Source organism: Bacteroidota bacterium (assembly GCA_040388375.1).
Lineage (GTDB): Bacteria > Bacteroidota > Bacteroidia > UKL13-3 > UKL13-3 > JAAFJM01.
In genome coordinates, this window is the sequence record JAZKBU010000007.1 from 294,951 (window position 1) to 314,716 (window position 19,766).

Consider the following 19,766-nt stretch of genomic DNA (forward strand, 5'->3'; position numbering starts at 1 on the left):
CACACATCAAAAATCTATTCCCATTCAATGGTTGCAGGTGGCTTACTGCTAATATCGTATACTACGCGGTTAATGCCTTTTACTTCGTTGATAATACGATTTGATACATGGGCTAAAAACTCATGTGGCAAATGGCAAAAATCGGCTGTCATTCCATCAACTGAAGTAACGGCTCTTAAGCAAACTGCATTTTCGTAAGTACGCTCATCGCCCATTACGCCTACTGATTGGACAGGTAGGAATATAACGCCCGCTTGCCATACGTTTTTGTATTGGTCTTTACTTTTCAGTTCACTAATAAATATATGGTCAGCGTCTTGTAATATGGCTACTTTTTCAGGAGTAATATCGCCCAATATTCTAATGGCTAAACCGGGTCCCGGGAAAGGATGACGGTTCAATATAATATCGGCTATACCTAGCTCCTTGCCTACCTTTCTTACTTCATCTTTAAATAAAGTACGCAAAGGCTCTATTACTTTCAGGTTCATTTTTTCAGGCAGTCCACCCACATTGTGGTGCGACTTAATAGTAGCTGAAGGGCCTTTAACGCTTACACTTTCTATTACATCGGGATAAATAGTACCTTGTGCTAACCATCTTACACCCTCTATTTTCTTCGCTTCGTCATCAAATACTTCTATAAAAACACGACCAATGGTTTTGCGTTTTTGTTCCGGGTCTGATACGCCTTTTAATTCGCTTAAGAAACGCTCTCCGGCATCAACGCCAATTACGTTTAAGCCCATGCCTTTGTAAGCTTCTAATACTTGCTCGTATTCGCCTTTACGTAATAGACCGTTGTTTATAAATATACCAGTTAAATTATCGCCAATGGTATGTTTAAGCAATATGGCTGCCACACTGCTATCTACTCCACCGCTTAAGCCTAATATTACTTTATCGTCACCAATTTTGGCTTTCATTTCAGCAGTAATATTGCCAATAAAATGGGTTGGTGTCCAGTCTTGGTTTAGTTTGGCTACATGTTTTACAAAATTCTCCAACATCATCAAACCATCGGTACTATGTGTAACCTCCGGGTGAAATTGGAATGCATAAGTAGGCTCACCTTCTATTTTAAAAGCGGCTACTTTTACCGCATCGGTACTGGCAATTATTTTAAAATTATCCGGAATACTTTGTATCGTATCGCCATGGCTCATCCATACTTGTGTATTTTCCTTGATGCCCGTAAACAATACATCATCTGAAAGATAATTTAAATTGGTACGGCCGTATTCCCTGATTTTTGATGGAACTACAAAACCTCCATTTTGTTGAGCCATTAACTGTGCGCCATAGCATAAACCCAATATAGGTAGTTTACCACGCCAGGCACTCATATCAATATTCGGCAGCAAGCCATCGTTTACCGAATAAGGGCTTCCGCTCAGAATAATGGCTTTGGTAGCCTCGTCAATAACTGGTAAATGGGTGCAAGGATGTATTTCGGAATACACATTTAACTCGCGCAACCTACGAGCAATTAGCTGTGTGTACTGACTCCCAAAATCGATTATTAATATTTTTTGTTCCATGATTTTGGGGCACGAAGATGCTATTATTATTTGAGAATTGAAAAAGAAATTATAGGAAATAAAAGGAGGTGTATTGATTGAGGAAATACAATGATATTGACGGTTGTAAGTTACTTAATAATTGAGTTTAATTGGAAAATAGTATTAAGTTAGAATATCTAAAACCTCATTCATTTTATATAAATGTGGCAAATTCTGTGATTTTATTCTAAACTGACTGCGTTTTTTTATTTTAGGCTTTGTTGAGGCATTTTCCATTTTTATTCCTGGATCATAATAAATATTTCCATTTGCCATTTGTCCAAGGAACAATTGAAAATCTGTCCCCGCTCCTAAAATAATATTATTACCATATTTATATTTTCTTTCATTGGTTGTTTGAGAGAGTGAAGGCACATAACAAGCCTGATTGTGTTTTCTATTCCAATGTAAAAGCATAGATGCAAAACTCCAAGAAGCAGTTTCATTTCCATTAATGTCCACAAGTGAAATTCGCCCATTAGTATTTCTTATTTTCCCACTTTCAGCATCAAAACCAATTAACTGCATTTCTAAATTTGTCATAGGATGCCTTACACCCGATTTATGGACACCTCCAAAATTTATTCTATCTTCTTTTCCCATTTTGTCGGCATAACCATACTTTCTTAGAAAAGCTTCAGCACCTTCATTTTTATATATTCCATCAGTTGGTTCAGGTGTCATTAAAGTTATAATTGCAGAGTTAACTCTAGCAAAATTTGTAACTCCAAACTGTTTAATTTCCCATCCTAAAAAATCAGGTTCAGAGTAGCCATTCGGGGTTATTCCTAATTCCGCTTCAAGCGTATATCCCCCACAATTGGGAGCTTCACAGGCCACCAAATTACCAAGCCTATCTAGCCTTTTTGATTGTATCCAACCTAATTGATGAATACGAAGTAATTCATTAATTAATTTTACTTTATTATTTGCCACTTGCGGCAATTCGATAACTTTAAAAACACCATGTTCTGATACATCTTCTTGATTAATAAACTCATTTGCAAGTTCTGAGTCTGGAGCAGTGACATAGCCTAAAACAGAACCATTCTTTGCAACTGAAAAGAATAAAAGCCTGTCAGCTAGTCGTTGCGTCATTAATTCTGATGGGGGATTTTGGCATTTCGCTAAAAATCCTGAAAACCTTACCTCTGGATACTTAGGGTATAATATAAGTTGTGCATTTGGGGCTGGAAACAAATTTCCGTTTTCCGCAATCCAAGAAAAATTTATAGCTGCTTTAAAACGTTCTTTATTCCAATCTCCAGCTTCTTCATTTTTAATTTCAGAAATCGGAAGAATATTTAAAATCTCGAAGCTACCACCAAAGTAAACTTGATTTTTCGAGTTATCATTTGGTGAAAGTTTTTTAATATAAATTTTTGTGCAGCCGTTATCAATGAACAGCCTCTTTAGATTTTGTAAGTTCATTGATTTTAGAAATTTCTTTAATAATATTCTTTCCAACAGCTTGAATCAAAGGTGTTACAACAGAGTTTCCAAATTGTTTATATGCTTGATTGTCTGAAACAGGAATTAAAAAACTATCAGGAAACCCTTGAAGTCTTGCACATTCCCTTGGAGTTAAACGTCTTGGATTTTTTCCTTCTTGTGGTATTAATATCTCTGCGCCATCTTTATAATATCTTGCACTCATTGTTCTTGAAATTCCATCTAGGTTGGTAAGGCCAAAACCAAATCCATTACCCTTTGCTTTGTGCTTCTTTGCATACTCCTGTAAGTAATTCCATAATTTGTCGGATAAAGTATATTTAGGATCAACTTCATCTTCTAAAATGTCTCTTATAGCAAATTTTTTATCCCCTACTTTAGGAAATTCGAAAGATTCTTTTCCTTTAAAAATATTGTTATTGAAACCTACAATTATTATTCGTTCTCTATGTTGTGGGACAAAATGTTGCCCATCCAAAACTTTAAAATGAATAGAATATCCCAACTCTTTTAAAGTCTCTTTTATAATTGTAAATGTTTTTCCTTTATCATGAGATACAAGATTTTTTACATTTTCCAACATAAATGCTGATGGCATTTTATATTTAATAATCCTTGCAACATCAAAAAATAATGTTCCTTGAGTTTCATCTAAAAAGCCATGAGCTTTACCTAAGGCATTTTTCTTTGAAACTCCTGCTATTGAAAAGGGTTGACAAGGAAAACCACCGAGTAAAATATCATGGTCTGGAATTTCTTTTTCTGAAATTTTTGTAATATCTCCAAATGGAACTTCTCCAAAATTAGTTTCATACGTTTTTTTTGAATAAGTATCCCATTCACTTGTAAACACACATTTCCCACCAAGATTTTGAAAAGCCAATCTTATCCCACCAATTCCTGCAAATAAATCAATAAATTTAAATTTTGGTGTTGTTTGAGGAGGAAAAGGAATGTCCCATTTTATTGGTAAGTAATATTGAAAATCCGGCTCTTCAACAATATTTAATTTCTCGTGTAAGTCACTTAAATAACTTGTTGCTATTGGTTTGAAATACTTCGAAACACCATTTTTATGATTTTGAAAATAGTGCGTAAGGTGAGCTAAGTCGTTTCCAGTTGCCTTCGTTACTTCAATTTTGAGTTTATCCTTTATGTCTGAATACTTTTTGTTCATTTATTCGAAAACCTTATCATTAAAAAATGAAACAAAAGACTGATCTAAGGCAAGCAAAATTTTTTGGAGACTTGCTATGGTAATATTGCGTTTACCATTCTCCACTTCACTTATATATGTAGTATCTAAATCTGCTTTTTCTGCTAGTTTTTCCTGAGTTATATTCAGTTCTTTTCTTAAGCTTTTGAGCCTAATACCTACTTTTTCAGAAATGTCCATATTTGCAACTTATTGGTATTTAACCGGCAAAAACATAGACTATAAGTGAAGTTGTGTTGAGCTATTTTGACTACATTATAAGTTTCTAATTATTAATTAGGAAGACTTATTTAAAAACAGCATTTGTATAAAATGTTTATATTTAGTTAGTAGTATCTTTAATTGTCTTAGCTTCTACTAAAAGTCACTTCTTAATGGCATTTTCCATTAAAAATATCATGGCAAGAAATAATATACCTTTAGGGCAAGGGCAAAGAGGAAGTTTGGAATTACTTTTTAACTAAAACAGCACAAGCGTACTATCTATTTCATCCCTCAGTTTTGGCGAAACATTTACAGCATTGGCAAATCGTTTCCATTCACTAACAGTTTCGCTTATTTCTTTAATGGTAGCCAAGGCTTTTTTGTTGTTTATTGATTTACCAATAAGCAATAAATCATCTTGCGTAATATCTTTTCTTTTGCCATTAATACTCAGTGCATGTTGGCTCACCCATCGGTGGTCGGGTTTGTAGGCATGGCAAACATCGTAAGCCGGAGCCAACTCCCATTTACTATCCTTTTTTAGTCTGAATGAAAAATTTTTAGTATGGTCATCGCAATTTCTGGCAACTACATTAAATACCATCCGCCTGAATAATTGCTCCGCATCAGGATAGGGCAACTTCAGTTCACGCATGGTTTGAAACAGTTGCTCGTAACTAAAACTTGTTACTTCATTGTAATCAAAATGTTTGATACCACAAAAAGTTTGTATATGGTGTTTTATATCGCCACCTTCCCTGTCAAATCGTTTGGTCATAAAATGCGCCCTGCCATTTTCTTCTAACAGTTTAGAAGGCATCATGTCAATACCACAGGCTTTGGCCATATTGTAATAAGCCATCTCTACCCTGCCATAACCTTTGCTATCGCCCAACTGCACATCGCTCACACCATCCAGTTTTATTAACCAATGCTCAAATCCATTAGGCGAATTGGTTTGCCCGGATTTTACTTCACCTGTTTTTTCATTATAAGCAATGACTGCCTTTGGCCTTGCTCCGCCTGCCGATGTGCCAATCTTTAATATTTCCATCACGGCATTTTCTTCTTCCTTTTGCAAATTGCTTACAAAGGCTTCTTTTTTCGAAAGCATTTTTTGTGCAATATCTACCAAGCTTTCTATTTCAATACCAAATGTCCGCTTATTTTCTTTAAATGTGGTGGGCTCAAACTCTAAGGCGCCCATACCTCTGGTACCAATAAAACAAAGCATTTCTACAGGATTCATATCGTCTTGCGGACGGCCTTGCTGTGCCAGCCACATATTAATTAATTGGCTTCCGTACCTGTCAGGCAAAACATCAGCGAGTAAGCCGGGAAGCCCTTTAAAAGTATCGTAGTCTGTATTTTTACCTTTTCGTAATTCAGGGAAATTTATTTCTTTTCGGGTATCAGCAAGAGGCATTTTGAGTGGCGCTAAATCCCATCCTAATCTTTTAAACTTGGTATCATACTCAAAACCGGCAACACCGGTAGCTTCATTCCAAGCTACGGCACCAACCAGTTCTCCCCATATTTTTACAAATGCAGTATTCATAATTACCAGTCACTTTTATTATCGGTGTCCTTCTTCGTATTTCTTACTCTTTGTCTTTTATCTTGTTCCAGCTTTGCCAACGCTAAGGGACTGGGTGTTTTATCTATTTTAAATAAATCCATAACGGACAATAGATCCAATGCCCTTAATACTTGTATAAAAGTATTTAAAGCAACAACACCATCCCGTTCCAATAAACTGAGGGTGGAGCGACTTATACCGGCTGCACGTGCCAGCTCTTCCTGCGTTTTGTGTTGTTCTATTCTATGGTGTTTTATATAAGCCCCAATGGTCTCAGTGAGACTTTGGTCGCTCATAGCATTCCAGTTTGTGTATGATTTATCAGTCATAAAGTATACTATTTAGCTATAATGCATGATTTGCCATACAAATATGGTACTTTATTTAACAAATAAAAACAATACTATCAAATAACCACACTTTATGTATGATATATCAGTCATAAAGTATATAATTTAACCATAACGCATGATAAGTCATACATTAAAAACTAAAAATCATCAACTAACAACTAACACCTAAAAATATCACTGAAAATATTATTTTGCGCCCATGGCAATAATAAAACCCTTTGCAGCATTGCGCCCGGCTAGAGACAAGGCCGCCCAGGTATCGGCTCCTAGTTATGACAGTAGTTTACGTGAACTTTCCACCCACGAAATTATGCGTAACCCTTATAGCTACCTGCATGTAGTAAAGCCGTATTTGCATTTTAAAGGAGAAAAGAAAAACCCTGAAAAGCATTTTCCGTTGGGTTTAGAATATCTCAATAAATTTAAAGCTGAGCAGGTCTTAATCAAAGAAAACCAACCTTGCTATTATATATATCGCTTAATAAAAGGTAGTGTGGCTTATACTACTTTAATTGCAACGGCCTCGGTTGACGATTATAACAACAACAATATATTAAAACACGAAAACACATTAACCGAAAAGCAAAATGAGTTAGCGGAACACATTGCTTTTTTCAGTGGCTTGGGTAATCCGGTATTACTTACTTACCCTGACAACAATACCATTGAAGAAGTAATTAATAAAGTAATTACGCACCATGCTCCTGAATATAATTTTATAAGCCAGGATCAAATAAAACACAATTTATGGCCTGTTCATCAGGTGGATGATGTAGAAGCTATTGAAACTGCTTTCGCAAGTATAGACAAACTATATATTGCGGATGGGCATCACCGCAGTGCCGGATCTGCCGCTTATTGCGAAGCCATGCGCCAACAAGTGGGCAACTATACCGGAACAGAATTATTTAACTTTTTTCCGGTTTGTTTAATTCCGTTTAACAAGCTGCATATTTTTGAATACCATCGTTTGGTGAAGGATGAATCAATTGTAAATGGAGAAGACTTTTTAAATAAAGTAAGCCAATACTTTGATGTTATACCGAGTGGGCATGTGCCTGTACAACCTTTGGTAAAGCGCGAGTTTGGTATATACTTTAACAACGATGCGTATGTGCTTACTTTAAAACCTGCTTACGAGAAAGAACTAACAGGTACTTTGGCGCAATTGGATGTTAGCATTGTAGAAGAATTTATATTGAAACGTTTGTTTGATATACACGATAGCAAAACGGATAAACGTTTGAGTTTTTTAGATGGTAGCCGTGGTTTACTTACCTTACAAAACTCAGTAGATAGTGGCGATTTTGATTTAGCTATTACTTTATACCCAACCAGTATTGAAGAGGTAAAACAGATAGCTGATGAAAACTTGATTATGCCTCCAAAATCAACCTGGATTGAACCCAAAATAAGAACGGGTTTAATTATTTACGAAACGGTTTAAGGCTGTGGAGTAAATACTTTCTTAAAACCCGTAAGCCAAGGAAAGACCCAAACGTAAATCAAATTCGGATACGTCTTCAAAACGGTCTTCCAATGCACCCGTTTTAAAATGTATGGGATAATAGCCAGCACCCGCAAATAGATTAAAACCGATACCCCATTTACTTATTTTTTGGTAACCTAATTTAGCACCTCCTCCTATTTGATTATGGTATTCATCAGCTTGGCCTAGATAAATGGAATTGCTACTATTGTTGGGGTCTATTTTATAGTATACATTATTTAAATAACTTACATTTCTGTATTTTATATATGGTGCCATATAGAAACCTTGGCAAGCTTGGTTGGTATATCTTTGGGCATCAACAGTAATACCTGTCCAAGTGGCATTTTTGCTATTGAAAATGGGTTTATTTTCAAAGTAATTAAAGCTGGCAGCAATACTCCATTTGTCAAACATGGCTCTTTCGTATGCTACATTGAAAGAGGTAAATAAAATGGGTAATAAATTCACCGATACTACTTGGCTTACCTTTTTATGTTGTGTGGATTGGGCTTTGGGTTTATCACCTAAACATAAAATAAGTATCAATACAAGGGTAATTTTAGTATACATCATTATGCTTGAATAAGACGTTGATGTAACTCCACCACTTGCTGAATTAATGAATGAGCTTCATCGTTTTTTATTTCAAAATGGGCTTTGCTTAGCTTCTCTTCCTGGCTCCATTGGTTGTTCATTCGGGCTTCCACTTGCTCTTTTGTTATATTGTCGCGCTTAACCGTTCGGCTTATCCTTAGCTCCAAGGGCGCGGTTACCACTATAAATTTTTCTAAACCTTTGTAGCTATCCGTTTCAAACATCAAGGCAGCTTCTTTTAAAATATAGGAATGGTTTTGAGTACGCTGTTCTAATACCCAATTATCAAAATCAGCAAATACTACAGGATGTACCGTTTGATTTAACTGGGTTAATAATTCTTTATTGTTAAAGGCTAAATTGGCTATGTGAGCTCTGTTTAAATCTCCCTTAACATCATAGCTCTCTGCTCCAAACAATTCACTTACACGACTTATAATAGCTTGGTTTGATACCATTAAGTACTTGGCTCTTTCATCAGCATTGTATACAGGTACGCCCAATTCTTTAAAAATAGTAGCCACAATGGTTTTACCACTGCCTATACTACCTGTAATTCCAATTTTTTGCATATTCAAATAAAACAAAAAAGCCAGACTTTTCAGTCTGGCTCTTATACCAAATAAAATAATTATTATTTTTTAGCTTCTTCTTTTTTAGGAGCCGTTAAAGCAACAGTAGCTTCCATGCTTACTGCACTTTTGTTAATACGTAACTTAGTACCTTCGCTCTCAATTAAAAAACTGGTTTCAGCTACTTCAATAATTTTTGCTTGTATACCACCTAAGGTTACAATTTTATCGCCTTTACCAATTGATTCGATTAACTTTTTTTGCTCTTTTTGTTTTTTCATTTGAGGGCGAATCATAAAAAAGTAAAAAATAGCGATCATTGGAATAAAGAATAACATTTGTGTTAATCCTCCGCCTGAAGCAGGTGCTGCTTGTAATAAAATAGTATTCATGTTTGTGTATGTGTTTTTTATTTAATGTTTATTGGTTTTTAGGAGTTACATCGCCTTTAATTAATAACATGGTATTGGTAGGGCTGGTATTGGCTGTAACGGTTACTGTTTTTTCTACATGGTTTGGTTTGCCTTCGCTGTTAAAGGTTACATCTATTTCGCTCGTCTGACCGGGCATAATAGGTTCTTTAGGCCAGTTAGGCACTGTACAGCCACAACTGGCAACAGCATTGCTGATTAACAAGGGTATTTTACCTGTATTTTTAAATTTAAATTTATAATTAACCAACTCCCCTTCTTTAATCGTACCAAAATCAAACATGTTTTGATCAAATGTAATTTCGGTTAAATTATTGTTTTGTGCATTTGGATTTTCTGCACTTGCCGGGTTATTTACAATATCTGTTTCTGCTTGTTTAGTACCTTTTTCGTTACCACAAGCTATGGCTGATAAAATAAGCGCTGCGATGATTATTTTTTTCATTGATATCAATTTATTTGTGTAAATTATTGTGTTTATAAAAGGATAAAAATCTTACTCCATTAAGCCTCTACCCGTTTTATTTATTTTGCTTTCTTTGCGTAAGTCCAATTGAATTTTATCCAATACACCATTCATAAAAGTATGGCTGTTCGGACTGCTGTATAATTTGGCTATCTCTAAATACTCATTAATACTTACTTTAACCGGTATTTGACTAAAATGCAATATTTCGCACATTGCCATTTTCATTAAAATCATATCAACGGTAGCTATACGGTCAGCATCCCAATTTTGTGTTTTAGAGCTGATTAATAGCAATAACTCATCTTCGAACTGCAATGTTTTATAAAACAAATCAGATACAAACTCCGTATCTTCTGACTTGTCATTGTAAAAACCGGCTAATATTTCTACTTGTTTGTGTAGCTTAACCGATGATAATGTTTTTTGGAAAGCCATTACTACCATTACTTCATCATCTTCCCAGTTTAAAAACTGTTCTTCCAGTTTATGGTTAAATACTTCGCTGTCGGCTATTAAACTTTCAATTATTTCTAACAACAACTGCTTGTCGTTAAATATACTTTGGTTGTTTTCATCTTTGGCCGCATCTACAATAGTATCTATGGCTTTAAGCTCCGTTAAAATTTGTCTAAAAAAATCACCACTTTGACTCCAGTCTATTTTTAATGCTTTAATCTTTTCCTGTAAAATAACATCGTTCTCAAAAGCGCTAATGGCACTATTGGTGTACAGTGAATTTAAAAAAGCAATTTGATCTGGTTGAGGGATGTGTTTGTTTTGGTGAATTTCTAATTCTTTACCAACAAAGAATTTTAACTCAACAATAAAGGCAAGCAAGTAAATATAAATATCGTATGCCTTGTCTAACGATTTAACAAGATTTTTTTGAGCCACAGCTCTGCTTATACTTTCATCTTGCTTGAAAGCGTATAAGGCCTGAAATGTTTTTATGCGTAAAAAACGTCTGAATAGCATGGCTATTATTTTTTGTATTGACTAAATTAATTATAGAAGTTCTAAAGGCTTAGCAATACCCATTTTCAATTACCTAAAGAACGATTTTGTTTTTATTATATTAAAGCAAGTCTTATTAAAAACAGAAATAAGACTTGCTTTTAAATGCTGCTTAGTATGTTGAACCTACACGCATCATATCGTGAATGCGTTTTTCAGCCAATTCAGTAGCTGCTTTTTGTGTATGTACTTTGTCTTTTACTGATTTTTGGAAAATAGCTAAAGTAGTATCATAAATTTTCTCTGTATTACTAAATGCTGTTTCGCGGTTGTAACCAATATGCTCTTGGTACACGTTAATTAAACCACCTGCATTAATTAAAAAATCAGGTGCATAAGCAATACCTTTTTCCATTAACATAGGACCGTGAATGTTTTCATCAGCTAATTGGTTATTGGCCGCACCAGCTACTACTTTACATTTTAGTTTATTAATATTTACCGAATCTAAAATAGCACCTAAAGCACAAGGAGCAAAAATATCTACATCTAAACCGTATATTTCATCACCTTTTACTACTGTAGCACCAAACTCTTTGCTATATTTTTTAAGCATTTCCTCGTTAATATCAGTAACAAATAATTGAGCACCTTCTTTGTGTAAGTACTCTACTAAATGACCACCTACTTTACCTAAACCTTGTATAGCTACTTTTTTACCTGCTAAATCATCAGTTCCAAAAGCATGTTTTACTGCTGCTTTCATCCCTACAAATACACCATAAGCAGTTACCGGACTAGGATCTCCTCCTCCACCCATGCTTTCAGGTAAACCCACCACGTGTTCAGTTTCCATGTTTACATACTCCATATCGCGGGTAGTTGTATTCACATCTTCAGCAGTAATATATTTACCGTTTAAATTTTCTACAAAACGGCCAAACTTACGCATTAAAGCTTCAGTTTTTAAAGTTTTAGCATCGCCAATAATTACTGCTTTAGCTCCGCCTAAGTTCAATCCTGAGATTGAAGCTTTGTAAGTCATTCCTCTACTTAATCGCAAAACATCGTTAACAGCATCAGCCTCGCTTGTATAATTCCATACGCGCGTTCCACCTAAACCTGGCCCTAAAACTGTATTATGAATAGCAATAATTGCTTTTAATCCAGTGTACTCATCTTGGCAAAATACTATTTGCTCATGATCGTGTTGTTGCAATTGAGAGAAAATATCCGACATGTTTAATTGTTTTTTAAAGCGTGCAAAAGTATATTTATTTTTCACATTTCATAAAACCTTTTTACACCAAAAAACGGAACTATTTTAAGGTTATGGAATAAAGCCTCTAAGCATTATATTCGCGCACTTTTATGATTCAACAAGTACTAAAAAAACATATAGCTGCGGCCCTTTTAAATCTATACAAAATAGAAACAGATGAAAACCAATTGGTAATTGAAAGCACCAAAGCGGAATTTGAAGGCGATTTTACTTTTGTTGTTTTTTCTATTTTAAAACAAACGCAAAAAGGTCCGGAACAAACAGCCAATGAAATTGGGAATTATTTAAAAGAGCATTTGATTCAATTGGAATCATTTAATGTAATAAAAGGATTTTTAAACTTAAGCCTGCACCAAAACTTTTGGTTTGATTTTATTGATCAAACGTATGCCAATGGTTCATTTGGCTTTCAGCAAAACCCAACAGGTAAAAAAGTATTGGTAGAGTACTCTTCGCCAAATACGAACAAACCACTACATTTAGGACATATTAGAAACAACCTGTTAGGTTATGCTGTTGCGCAAATACTAAAAGCCAACGGACACCAGGTTAATACCTGTAATCTGGTAAATGACCGTGGTATTCATATTTGCAAAAGTATGCTTGCCTGGATGCGTGAAGGAAATGGAGAAACACCGCAATCGAGCGGGATAAAAGGCGACCATTTGGTGGGTAAATACTATGTAGCTTTCGATAAACAATACAAAAAAGAAATTGAAGAACTGAAAGCAAGTGGTTTAAGTAGCGAGGAAGCAGAAAAACAAGCCCCTTCTATTATAGCCGCCCAACAGTTGTTACAAAAATGGGAAGCCAACGACAAGGAAACCGTTGACGTTTGGAAATTAATGAATGGCTGGGTGTACGAAGGTTTTGAGGTTACTTATAAAAAATTAGGTGTTCAGTTTGATAAGTTTTATTACGAATCAAATACCTATATTTTAGGAAAAGACATCGTACAGGAAGGCTTACAAGCCGGTGTGTTTTTCAAAAAAGACGATGGTTCCGTTTGGATTGATTTAACTGCTGACGGTTTAGACCAAAAACTTTTACTACGGGGCGATGGCACTTCGGTTTACATAACCCAGGATATAGGCACAGCCGAACTTAAATACCAGGATTTCCATTGCGAAAACTCGGTTTACGTAGTAGGTAATGAACAGGATTACCATTTTAAAGTATTACAATTAATTTGTAAAAAACTAAATAAGCCGTTTGCCGATGGCATTTATCACCTTAGCTACGGCATGGTGGAGTTACCTGAGGGTAAAATGAAAAGCCGTGAAGGCACAGTAGTAGATGCGGACGACTTAATTGACGAAATGGTTGCTACTGCAACTGAAACTACACAAGCTTTAGGCAAAACTGATAATATACCTGCCGCTGAATTAGAAAAACTATATGAAACTATTGGTATGGGTGCCTTAAAATACTTTTTGTTAAAGGTTGACCCTAAAAAGAAAATGATGTTTAACCCAAAGGAATCAATAGATTTTCAAGGAAACACAGGCCCTTTTATTCAATATACCCATGCGCGTATCAAATCAATATTACGCAATGCAGGAAGTGTAGACTATTCAAATTTTGACATAAACAACACTACACTAAACAAAGCTGAACGTAATTTATTATTTACGGCTTACCAATATCCGCAAGCCATTGCAGATGCAGGCAAAGAAATGAGCCCGGGTATTATTTGTAATTATGCTTATGATTTAGCAAAAGCATTCAATCATTTTTACCATGAGTGCTCAGTTTTAAAAGAGGAAAATACAGACCAACGTAATTTCAGAATTCAATTGGTGCAATTAAGTGCTCATATTATTAAATCGAGCTTTGCTTTGTTGGGAATAGATGTACCTGAAAAAATGTAGTAATAAACTACCTTTTATTCACTCCACTTTAAACCTATTGTATCTTTAGGAGTAGATAAGTAAACCTCTTCATTAGCCGTTAAACCATTTAAAATCACTGTATGGGTTTCATTGCTAGCGGCTGTTTTTACGGCTTGTTTAACAATAGAAGTACCTTTCTTTTTGTAAACAAAACTCTTAGCCCCTTCAGCATGCACACTTTCTATAGGCACGCTTAATACCTTTTTTAAAGTATTGGTCGAAATAGTATTGGAAGTTGTCATAGCCGGTCTTAATGAGGTATCGGCAGTAATTACATCAATCACAACCTCAAACACTTTGGCTTCGCTGTTGGGTTTTTGCTCCCCAATACTGGCTACTGACTTTACTATTCCTTTTAATTTTTTGCCCGGTTGTGCATCCAACCCAATTTCAACCTGTTGGTTTAATTTTACTTTTTGAATATCCACTTCGTTTATATAAGTAACACTTTCCATGGTACGTAAATCGGGCAAATTAGCCACAGTTGGATCCCATGTATTTACAGTACTGCCTACTATTTTCTTTTTACCATCCCACTCCTTGGCATATATAACCATTCCACTTTTAGGTGCAGTAATAGTTAACTGTTCCAAAGTAGTAGTTAGTTCATTTAACCTGTTTTGAGCCTTGGCTAATTCGCTACCTACAATTTGCATTTTGGTTACGCTTTGCTCCTTCTTGGTTTTATAGTTTTGCTTTTTTTGGTCTAGGTTTCTAACTGCTTTTTCATACTCAATTTCAGCTTGTCGCAATACAGCAGGCGGCTCGTAAATAGACTGGTCTTTGGTTAATTTTCTTTCTTCAACAGCATATTGTAAATTAATCAATTCATCGCGTGCATCACGCATGGTTAAGGTAGTATCTAATTGTGTTTGCGTGTACTCTGATTGCTTTTTCTGAACGTTTAATTGCTCATCATTCAGCTTATTCATTACTTCCGTTTTATCTAATTCGGCTACAAACTCTCCTTCTTTTACTACAGTTCCTTCTGCAACCAAATTACTTATTTTTATTTGCCAAATATTTACCTGACGCAAACTACTAGGCGCTGAAATTTCAGTATAATTTTTAGCTCTCAACTCACCCGTATTGGTTACTGTAACATTAAAATCGCCATCAGAAACAGTGGTTACAATATCGTTGGTAGCTGCTTTAGCTACAAACAAAAAATAAATGGCCAGTACCATTACCACACAAGCAGCTATTATTATTTTATTTTTATTCTTTTTCAAACCTTTATTCCGTTTAATAGTTATTATAAGCAAATAAACATTAAGTAATCAATAAACAAAACTTTATTCATTATTGATTTTTCTTCAATAATAGCTCGTTTCACAACAAACAAGCTACAAGTTTTATTGCTAACGATTGTTGTTAAGAAATTATTATGTCGCGATTCGCAATAAACATAAGTGAGCCCTTTATAAAAAGTGAGTGCACTCAATGTGCATAAAACAAATTTCATTATCAGCACAATAACGTAAATTTGTGTAGATACTAACACTAGTCTAACATTCATTTTTATTATGTGTACAATATTTTGTCACTTGATTCCCCTTCAAATAACATTGATTTTTGATGCTGTCACTTAATAAATAACCAATACATTTTCATGGCTGAGACCACTATAAATAGGAAAAAACGTACATTAACCACCACCAACTTTCTTGAGTCGGGTAAATTACCTCCGCAAGCAAGAGATTTAGAGGAGGCGGTTCTTGGCGCTTTGCTATTGGAAAAAGATGCCATAAATATAGTAGCCGAGGTTTTAAAAGCAGACAGTTTTTACGACCCTAAACACCAGAATATATACAATGCCATATTAGCCCTTTGGCAAAATGGTAGCGCTGTTGATATATTAACTGTAACCCAACAACTAAAAAAAGAAGGTACACTTGATATTTCAGGAGGTGCTTATTATGTTACTTCATTAACCAATCGTGTGGCCTCATCGGCCAATATTGAATACCACGCAAGGATTATTGCCCAAAAGTTTTTACAAAGAGAATTAATAAGAATAAGTGGCGAAATAACAACCGATGCTTTTGAAGACAGTACTGATGCTTTTGAATTATTAGACAAAGCAGAAAGAAAACTATTTGAAGTATCGCAAGGCAATATAAAAAAGGATTACAGAGGCATACGCAGTGTAGTAAATGATGCCATTGCAGAAATAGATAGTTTACGTGGAAAAGAAGGCGGTCTAACAGGTATTCCATCTGGTTTTTTAAGATTAGACAGGGTTACATCAGGCTTCCAGAAATCAGATTTAGTAATTATTGCGGCAAGGCCCGGTATGGGTAAAACAGCCTTTGTATTAAGCGTGGCTCGTAATGCTTGCTTATCTAACACCGAAACACCGCGTGCAGTAGCCGTATTCTCATTGGAGATGAGTTCAAGGCAATTAGTAACCCGTATGATAAGTGCGGAGGCGGAGATTGAATCAGAAAAACTAAAAAAAGGTACATTAGAAGAACACGAGTGGCAACAGTTAAATACCAAAATAGCCAAACTAAGTGATGCTCCTATATTTATTGATGATACACCTGCTATTTCAGTATTTGAATTGCGTGCAAAATGCAGACGACTCAAACAACAGAACAATATTCAAATGATTATTGTCGATTACTTACAGTTAATGCGTGGCGATGATGCCAACAATAAAAATGGTAATCGTGAGCAAGAGGTAAGTTATATATCGCGAAGTTTAAAAGCTTTGGCCAAAGAGCTGGATGTACCTGTTTTAGCCTTGGCACAGTTAAGTCGTCAAAGTGAAAAACGCGGAGCAGGCTCAACACCCGGAACAAGTACTGGTCGCCCTATCCTATCCGATTTACGTGAATCTGGATCAATTGAGCAGGATGCGGATATGGTAATGTTTATTTACCGTCCGGATTATTACAAATTAACAGAATGGGATGACGGAACGCCTTGTAAAGATGAAGCAGAAATAATGATAGCCAAACATAGAAATGGGGAGCTTGATAACGTACGCTTACGCTTTATAGGTAAATACACCAAGTTTACTGATAAAACAGATTTCGATAATTTCTCAACGCCTGATTACAATCCAAGTGGCAACAATAACAATGGTACTATTACCATTAGCTCAAGTATTAATTGGGATAGCGATGTAGAGGATGACTTAAATTCAAGCACTTCTTTCGATTCAGAAGCACCATTTTAAGCATATTATAAATTAGATACGAGTCTTGAACTCGTATCTAAAAATCTTCAATCAATATGCCCATTTTACCCATTTGGTAATCGCGGATGGCCTGCATAATTTCTGTTTGATTATTCATTACAAACGGCCCATAAGTAGCTATTGGTTCATCAATGGCTTCCATATCAAAAAACAATAATCTGGTAGGCTCATTAAATTCAATAGTTACTTCCGTTGCATCTTTATCAAATACAACCAAGTTTGAACCGAATACAATTTGTCCATCCACTTGTATGCTATTGTCTAAATTATAAATAGCATGTTCCCAACCTTTATGTAAACTAAAAGTATGTTTGGCCTTGCCTTTAGTATGAACTTCTAACATAGTCATTGGACTTTGCATTTCATTAAAGCCTTGCACCCCATTGTAATTACCTGCTACTACTTTTATCTGCAAGTTTTCTTGCTCAATGGTAGGAATGGCGTCTTTATGTAATGCATAATATTTAGGTTGTTCTTGTTTAAATTTAGCGGGCGAATTAATCCAGATTTGAATAATTTCCTGCGTCCCTCCTGTAGCTGCTAATTCCAACGAAGGACGTTCACTGTGTATAATGCCTTTACCTGCATTCATCCATTGTACTCCACCCGCTTCTACTATGGAGTTATTGCCTCTCGAATCCCTGTGGTTTACGTCACCGTCAAAAATAAAAGTAACGGGAGCAAACCCTGTATGTGGATGAGGCCCAACACCAACTTCACCAGGTTTTGAGCCTGCTGCAATAGTTGATTGGTGGTGATGAATTAATAACAAAGGGCCTAAATTTTCTATTGATTTATTAGGCAAAGGTTGACGCAATGGATGACCACCCATTTCAACCCAATCTGCCGGAATTATTTGTTTAATTATATTTTGCATAACACTTTATTTAGCGTTTCAAAGGTACAGAAGCTTTTACAACCAAAGCATTAAACTAGTTCAATAAAAAAGCCCCATTTAAGAATAAACGGGGCTTTTAAAATAATCTGTTTTAAAAATCTTTATCTATTTACCGGTAAAAACCGGCTTGCGTTTTTCAACAAAAGCTTTCATTCCTTCTTTTTGATCTTCGGCAGCAAAGCACATATAAAAGTTTTTACGTTCAAAATACAAACCTTCCTGTAGCCCACTATCAAAAGCTTTCAATACACTTTCTTTAGCCAGCCTGATAGCAATAGGACTTTGTAAAGCTACTTCTTTAGCCAACTTTACAGCTTCCTCTAAATACAGTTCTGTTGGCACTACCCTGTTAATTAAACCTGCGCCTAAAGCTTCTTCTGCACTGATAAATTTACCTGTTAAAACCATTTCCATAGCCAATGCTTTTCCGACAGCTTTGGTTAAACGTTGCGTACCTCCAGCACCCGGCATAATACCTATTTTGATTTCCGGCTGACCAAATTTAGCCGTTTCACTGGCCACTATCATATCGCAGGTCATAGCTAATTCGCAACCACCACCTAAAGCAAATCCACTAACAGCTGCTATAATCGGTTTTTTGGTTTTCCGTATTTGATCCCACGTTTCAAACTGATCTATTTTCAATAAATCAATAGGTGTGCGACTTTCCATTTGCTTAATATCAGCTCCCGCTGCAAATGCCTGCTCATTACCCGTTATAACAATACAACGTACTTCATCATTATCATCTAAATCGCTTAAAGCTTGCTTCAGTTCAAGCATTAACTGTAGGTTTAAAGCATTTAATTCCTTTGGACGGTTTAATTGTATTAATGCAATATGTTGTGCATACTGCTCGTTTACCAATATAAATTCAAAACTCATTGCTTATTATAAATTTTACTTTAGTTATAAATATTATTCCTGTTAAAGTGAAGATTCTTCTTTGAAATTAGCCATTGCCTCTCTTAATTTTTGTCCTTCAGTAAATGGTTTCTGAAACAGCAAAATCAATACAAAACCTACACTAATGGTAGCATCAGCCACATTAAATACTGGCCTGAAAAATTCAAAACTTTGACCTCCCCATCCCGGGAACCAACCCGGGAAAGTACCTTTAAATAAAGGAAAATAAAGCATATCAACTACCGAACCATGAAACCAAGCTGCATAACCAGGCTCAGGTGGTAAAAACTGGGCTACTGTCCACGAATCGCTTTCCGAAAACAATACACCATAAAAAACACTGTCAACAATATTACCTAAAGCACCTACTAAAATCATAGTCCAACTTATAGTGTAACCTAAATGAGCTTTGGCTTTTATCAAAGAGCTTATATAATATATAATAACGCCACAAAATATAATTCTAAAAAAAGTAAGTACAATTTTACCCCAACTGCCACCAAACTCAATTCCAAAAGCCATTCCGTAGTTTTCTAAAAAATGTAACTTAAACCAATCGCCTAAAACATTTATTTCTTCCCCTAAATTAAAGTGTGTTTTTATATAAAACTTACTCCATTGGTCAATTAATAGTAATAACAAACCAATGACAATAGGATAAACGAGGTGCTTATTTTTCATGCTGCTTTATAAAAAAAATAG

At 35.4% G+C, this 19,766-nt stretch carries 19 protein-coding genes; 3 read left to right on the forward strand and 16 right to left on the reverse strand.

What is annotated here, in order from left to right:
• Positions 1 to 14: 14 nt before the first annotated feature.
• From guaA to V4538_12945, 6 genes are all read right to left on the reverse strand, one after another.
• A complete protein-coding gene (guaA, locus tag V4538_12920) occupies positions 15 to 1,541 on the reverse strand; it encodes a glutamine-hydrolyzing GMP synthase (protein ID MES2381941.1) in 1,527 nt (508 codons plus the stop codon).
• A 144-nt stretch (positions 1,542 to 1,685) separates the two neighbouring features.
• The gene (locus V4538_12925) at positions 1,686 to 3,029 is read right to left on the reverse strand and encodes an MvaI/BcnI family restriction endonuclease (protein ID MES2381942.1); all 1,344 of its coding nucleotides are present in this window, start codon (positions 3,027 to 3,029) and stop codon (positions 1,686 to 1,688) included.
• Positions 2,959 to 4,191, reverse strand: a complete 1,233-nt coding sequence (gene dcm, locus V4538_12930; GenBank protein MES2381943.1) for a DNA (cytosine-5-)-methyltransferase — start codon at positions 4,189 to 4,191, stop codon at positions 2,959 to 2,961. Before dcm ends, V4538_12925 begins: the two co-directional genes overlap by 71 nt.
• On the reverse strand, positions 4,192 to 4,410 hold the full coding sequence (locus V4538_12935; protein MES2381944.1) for a helix-turn-helix transcriptional regulator: 219 nt from the start codon (positions 4,408 to 4,410) through the stop codon (positions 4,192 to 4,194).
• Positions 4,411 to 4,690: 280 nt separating this feature from the next.
• Positions 4,691 to 5,995, reverse strand: coding sequence for a type II toxin-antitoxin system HipA family toxin (locus V4538_12940; protein MES2381945.1), 1,305 nt, complete (start codon positions 5,993 to 5,995; stop codon positions 4,691 to 4,693).
• Entirely contained in the window at positions 5,995 to 6,342 is a 348-nt protein-coding gene (locus tag V4538_12945) for a helix-turn-helix transcriptional regulator (protein ID MES2381946.1), read from the reverse strand. Before V4538_12945 ends, V4538_12940 begins: the two co-directional genes overlap by 1 nt.
• A gap of 223 nt (positions 6,343 to 6,565) precedes the next feature.
• Here V4538_12945 and V4538_12950 point away from each other — a divergent pair, with 223 nt between their 5' ends.
• The gene (locus V4538_12950; GenBank protein MES2381947.1) at positions 6,566 to 7,813 is read left to right on the forward strand and encodes a DUF1015 domain-containing protein; all 1,248 of its coding nucleotides are present in this window, start codon (positions 6,566 to 6,568) and stop codon (positions 7,811 to 7,813) included.
• A gap of 21 nt (positions 7,814 to 7,834) precedes the next feature.
• Here the strand turns inward: V4538_12950 and V4538_12955 are convergent, their stop codons facing one another.
• From V4538_12955 to V4538_12980, 6 genes are all read right to left on the reverse strand, one after another.
• The gene (locus tag V4538_12955) at positions 7,835 to 8,431 is read right to left on the reverse strand and encodes a DUF3575 domain-containing protein (GenBank protein ID MES2381948.1); all 597 of its coding nucleotides are present in this window, start codon (positions 8,429 to 8,431) and stop codon (positions 7,835 to 7,837) included.
• Complete coding sequence (gene coaE, locus V4538_12960; GenBank protein MES2381949.1) at positions 8,431 to 9,024, reverse strand: dephospho-CoA kinase; 594 nt, start codon at positions 9,022 to 9,024, stop codon at positions 8,431 to 8,433. Before coaE ends, V4538_12955 begins: the two co-directional genes overlap by 1 nt.
• A 62-nt stretch (positions 9,025 to 9,086) precedes the next feature.
• Positions 9,087 to 9,416, reverse strand: a complete 330-nt coding sequence (yajC, locus tag V4538_12965) for a preprotein translocase subunit YajC (GenBank protein MES2381950.1) — start codon at positions 9,414 to 9,416, stop codon at positions 9,087 to 9,089.
• Between the two features lie 28 nt (positions 9,417 to 9,444).
• Positions 9,445 to 9,900, reverse strand: a complete 456-nt coding sequence (locus V4538_12970) for a DUF1573 domain-containing protein (protein MES2381951.1) — start codon at positions 9,898 to 9,900, stop codon at positions 9,445 to 9,447.
• Between the two features lie 51 nt (positions 9,901 to 9,951).
• Complete coding sequence (nusB, locus tag V4538_12975) at positions 9,952 to 10,899, reverse strand: transcription antitermination factor NusB (protein MES2381952.1); 948 nt, start codon at positions 10,897 to 10,899, stop codon at positions 9,952 to 9,954.
• A 151-nt stretch (positions 10,900 to 11,050) separates the two neighbouring features.
• A complete protein-coding gene (locus V4538_12980; protein ID MES2381953.1) occupies positions 11,051 to 12,118 on the reverse strand; it encodes a Glu/Leu/Phe/Val dehydrogenase in 1,068 nt (355 codons plus the stop codon).
• Between the two features lie 131 nt (positions 12,119 to 12,249).
• On the opposite strand from V4538_12980, the gene argS reads away from it, so the two are divergent.
• Positions 12,250 to 14,031, forward strand: a complete 1,782-nt coding sequence (gene argS, locus V4538_12985; protein MES2381954.1) for an arginine--tRNA ligase — start codon at positions 12,250 to 12,252, stop codon at positions 14,029 to 14,031.
• A 14-nt stretch (positions 14,032 to 14,045) separates the two neighbouring features.
• Here argS and V4538_12990 read toward each other — a convergent pair whose 3' ends face one another.
• Complete coding sequence (locus tag V4538_12990; GenBank protein ID MES2381955.1) at positions 14,046 to 15,284, reverse strand: efflux RND transporter periplasmic adaptor subunit; 1,239 nt, start codon at positions 15,282 to 15,284, stop codon at positions 14,046 to 14,048.
• A 380-nt stretch (positions 15,285 to 15,664) separates the two neighbouring features.
• On the opposite strand from V4538_12990, the gene dnaB reads away from it, so the two are divergent.
• Complete coding sequence (dnaB, locus tag V4538_12995; GenBank protein ID MES2381956.1) at positions 15,665 to 17,239, forward strand: replicative DNA helicase; 1,575 nt, start codon at positions 15,665 to 15,667, stop codon at positions 17,237 to 17,239.
• Between the two features lie 37 nt (positions 17,240 to 17,276).
• Here the strand turns inward: dnaB and V4538_13000 are convergent, their stop codons facing one another.
• The 3 genes from V4538_13000 to V4538_13010 all read right to left on the reverse strand — a co-directional run bounded on the left by V4538_13000 (position 17,277) and on the right by V4538_13010 (position 19,745).
• A complete protein-coding gene (locus V4538_13000; protein ID MES2381957.1) occupies positions 17,277 to 18,137 on the reverse strand; it encodes a pirin family protein in 861 nt (286 codons plus the stop codon).
• 126 nt (positions 18,138 to 18,263) lie between these two features.
• Positions 18,264 to 19,043 (reverse strand): enoyl-CoA hydratase-related protein, encoded by a 780-nt coding sequence (locus tag V4538_13005; GenBank protein MES2381958.1) that lies wholly within the window; start codon positions 19,041 to 19,043, stop codon positions 18,264 to 18,266.
• Between the two features lie 42 nt (positions 19,044 to 19,085).
• Positions 19,086 to 19,745: a lipoprotein signal peptidase gene (locus V4538_13010; protein MES2381959.1), complete on the reverse strand. Its 660-nt coding sequence runs from the start codon at positions 19,743 to 19,745 to the stop codon at positions 19,086 to 19,088.
• Between the last annotated feature and the right edge of the window lie 21 nt (positions 19,746 to 19,766).

What these genes read in the sequence shown, in the direction of transcription:
- V4538_13010 (MES2381959.1), bottom strand. Translation starts at nt 19,745, where the DNA reads ATGAAAAATAAGCACCTCGTTTATCCTATTGTCATTGGTTTGTTATTA.
- dcm (MES2381943.1), bottom strand. Translation starts at nt 4,191, where the DNA reads ATGAACAAAAAGTATTCAGACATAAAGGATAAACTCAAAATTGAAGTA.
- nusB (MES2381952.1), bottom strand. Translation starts at nt 10,899, where the DNA reads ATGCTATTCAGACGTTTTTTACGCATAAAAACATTTCAGGCCTTATAC.
- V4538_13005 (MES2381958.1), bottom strand. Translation starts at nt 19,043, where the DNA reads ATGAGTTTTGAATTTATATTGGTAAACGAGCAGTATGCACAACATATT.
- V4538_12945 (MES2381946.1), bottom strand. Translation starts at nt 6,342, where the DNA reads ATGACTGATAAATCATACACAAACTGGAATGCTATGAGCGACCAAAGT.
- dnaB (MES2381956.1), top strand. Translation starts at nt 15,665, where the DNA reads ATGGCTGAGACCACTATAAATAGGAAAAAACGTACATTAACCACCACC.
- yajC (MES2381950.1), bottom strand. Translation starts at nt 9,416, where the DNA reads ATGAATACTATTTTATTACAAGCAGCACCTGCTTCAGGCGGAGGATTA.
- argS (MES2381954.1), top strand. Translation starts at nt 12,250, where the DNA reads ATGATTCAACAAGTACTAAAAAAACATATAGCTGCGGCCCTTTTAAAT.
- V4538_13000 (MES2381957.1), bottom strand. Translation starts at nt 18,137, where the DNA reads ATGCAAAATATAATTAAACAAATAATTCCGGCAGATTGGGTTGAAATG.
- V4538_12955 (MES2381948.1), bottom strand. Translation starts at nt 8,431, where the DNA reads ATGATGTATACTAAAATTACCCTTGTATTGATACTTATTTTATGTTTA.
- coaE (MES2381949.1), bottom strand. Translation starts at nt 9,024, where the DNA reads ATGCAAAAAATTGGAATTACAGGTAGTATAGGCAGTGGTAAAACCATT.
- V4538_12980 (MES2381953.1), bottom strand. Translation starts at nt 12,118, where the DNA reads ATGTCGGATATTTTCTCTCAATTGCAACAACACGATCATGAGCAAATA.
- V4538_12935 (MES2381944.1), bottom strand. Translation starts at nt 4,410, where the DNA reads ATGGACATTTCTGAAAAAGTAGGTATTAGGCTCAAAAGCTTAAGAAAA.
- guaA (MES2381941.1), bottom strand. Translation starts at nt 1,541, where the DNA reads ATGGAACAAAAAATATTAATAATCGATTTTGGGAGTCAGTACACACAG.
- V4538_12970 (MES2381951.1), bottom strand. Translation starts at nt 9,900, where the DNA reads ATGAAAAAAATAATCATCGCAGCGCTTATTTTATCAGCCATAGCTTGT.
- V4538_12950 (MES2381947.1), top strand. Translation starts at nt 6,566, where the DNA reads ATGGCAATAATAAAACCCTTTGCAGCATTGCGCCCGGCTAGAGACAAG.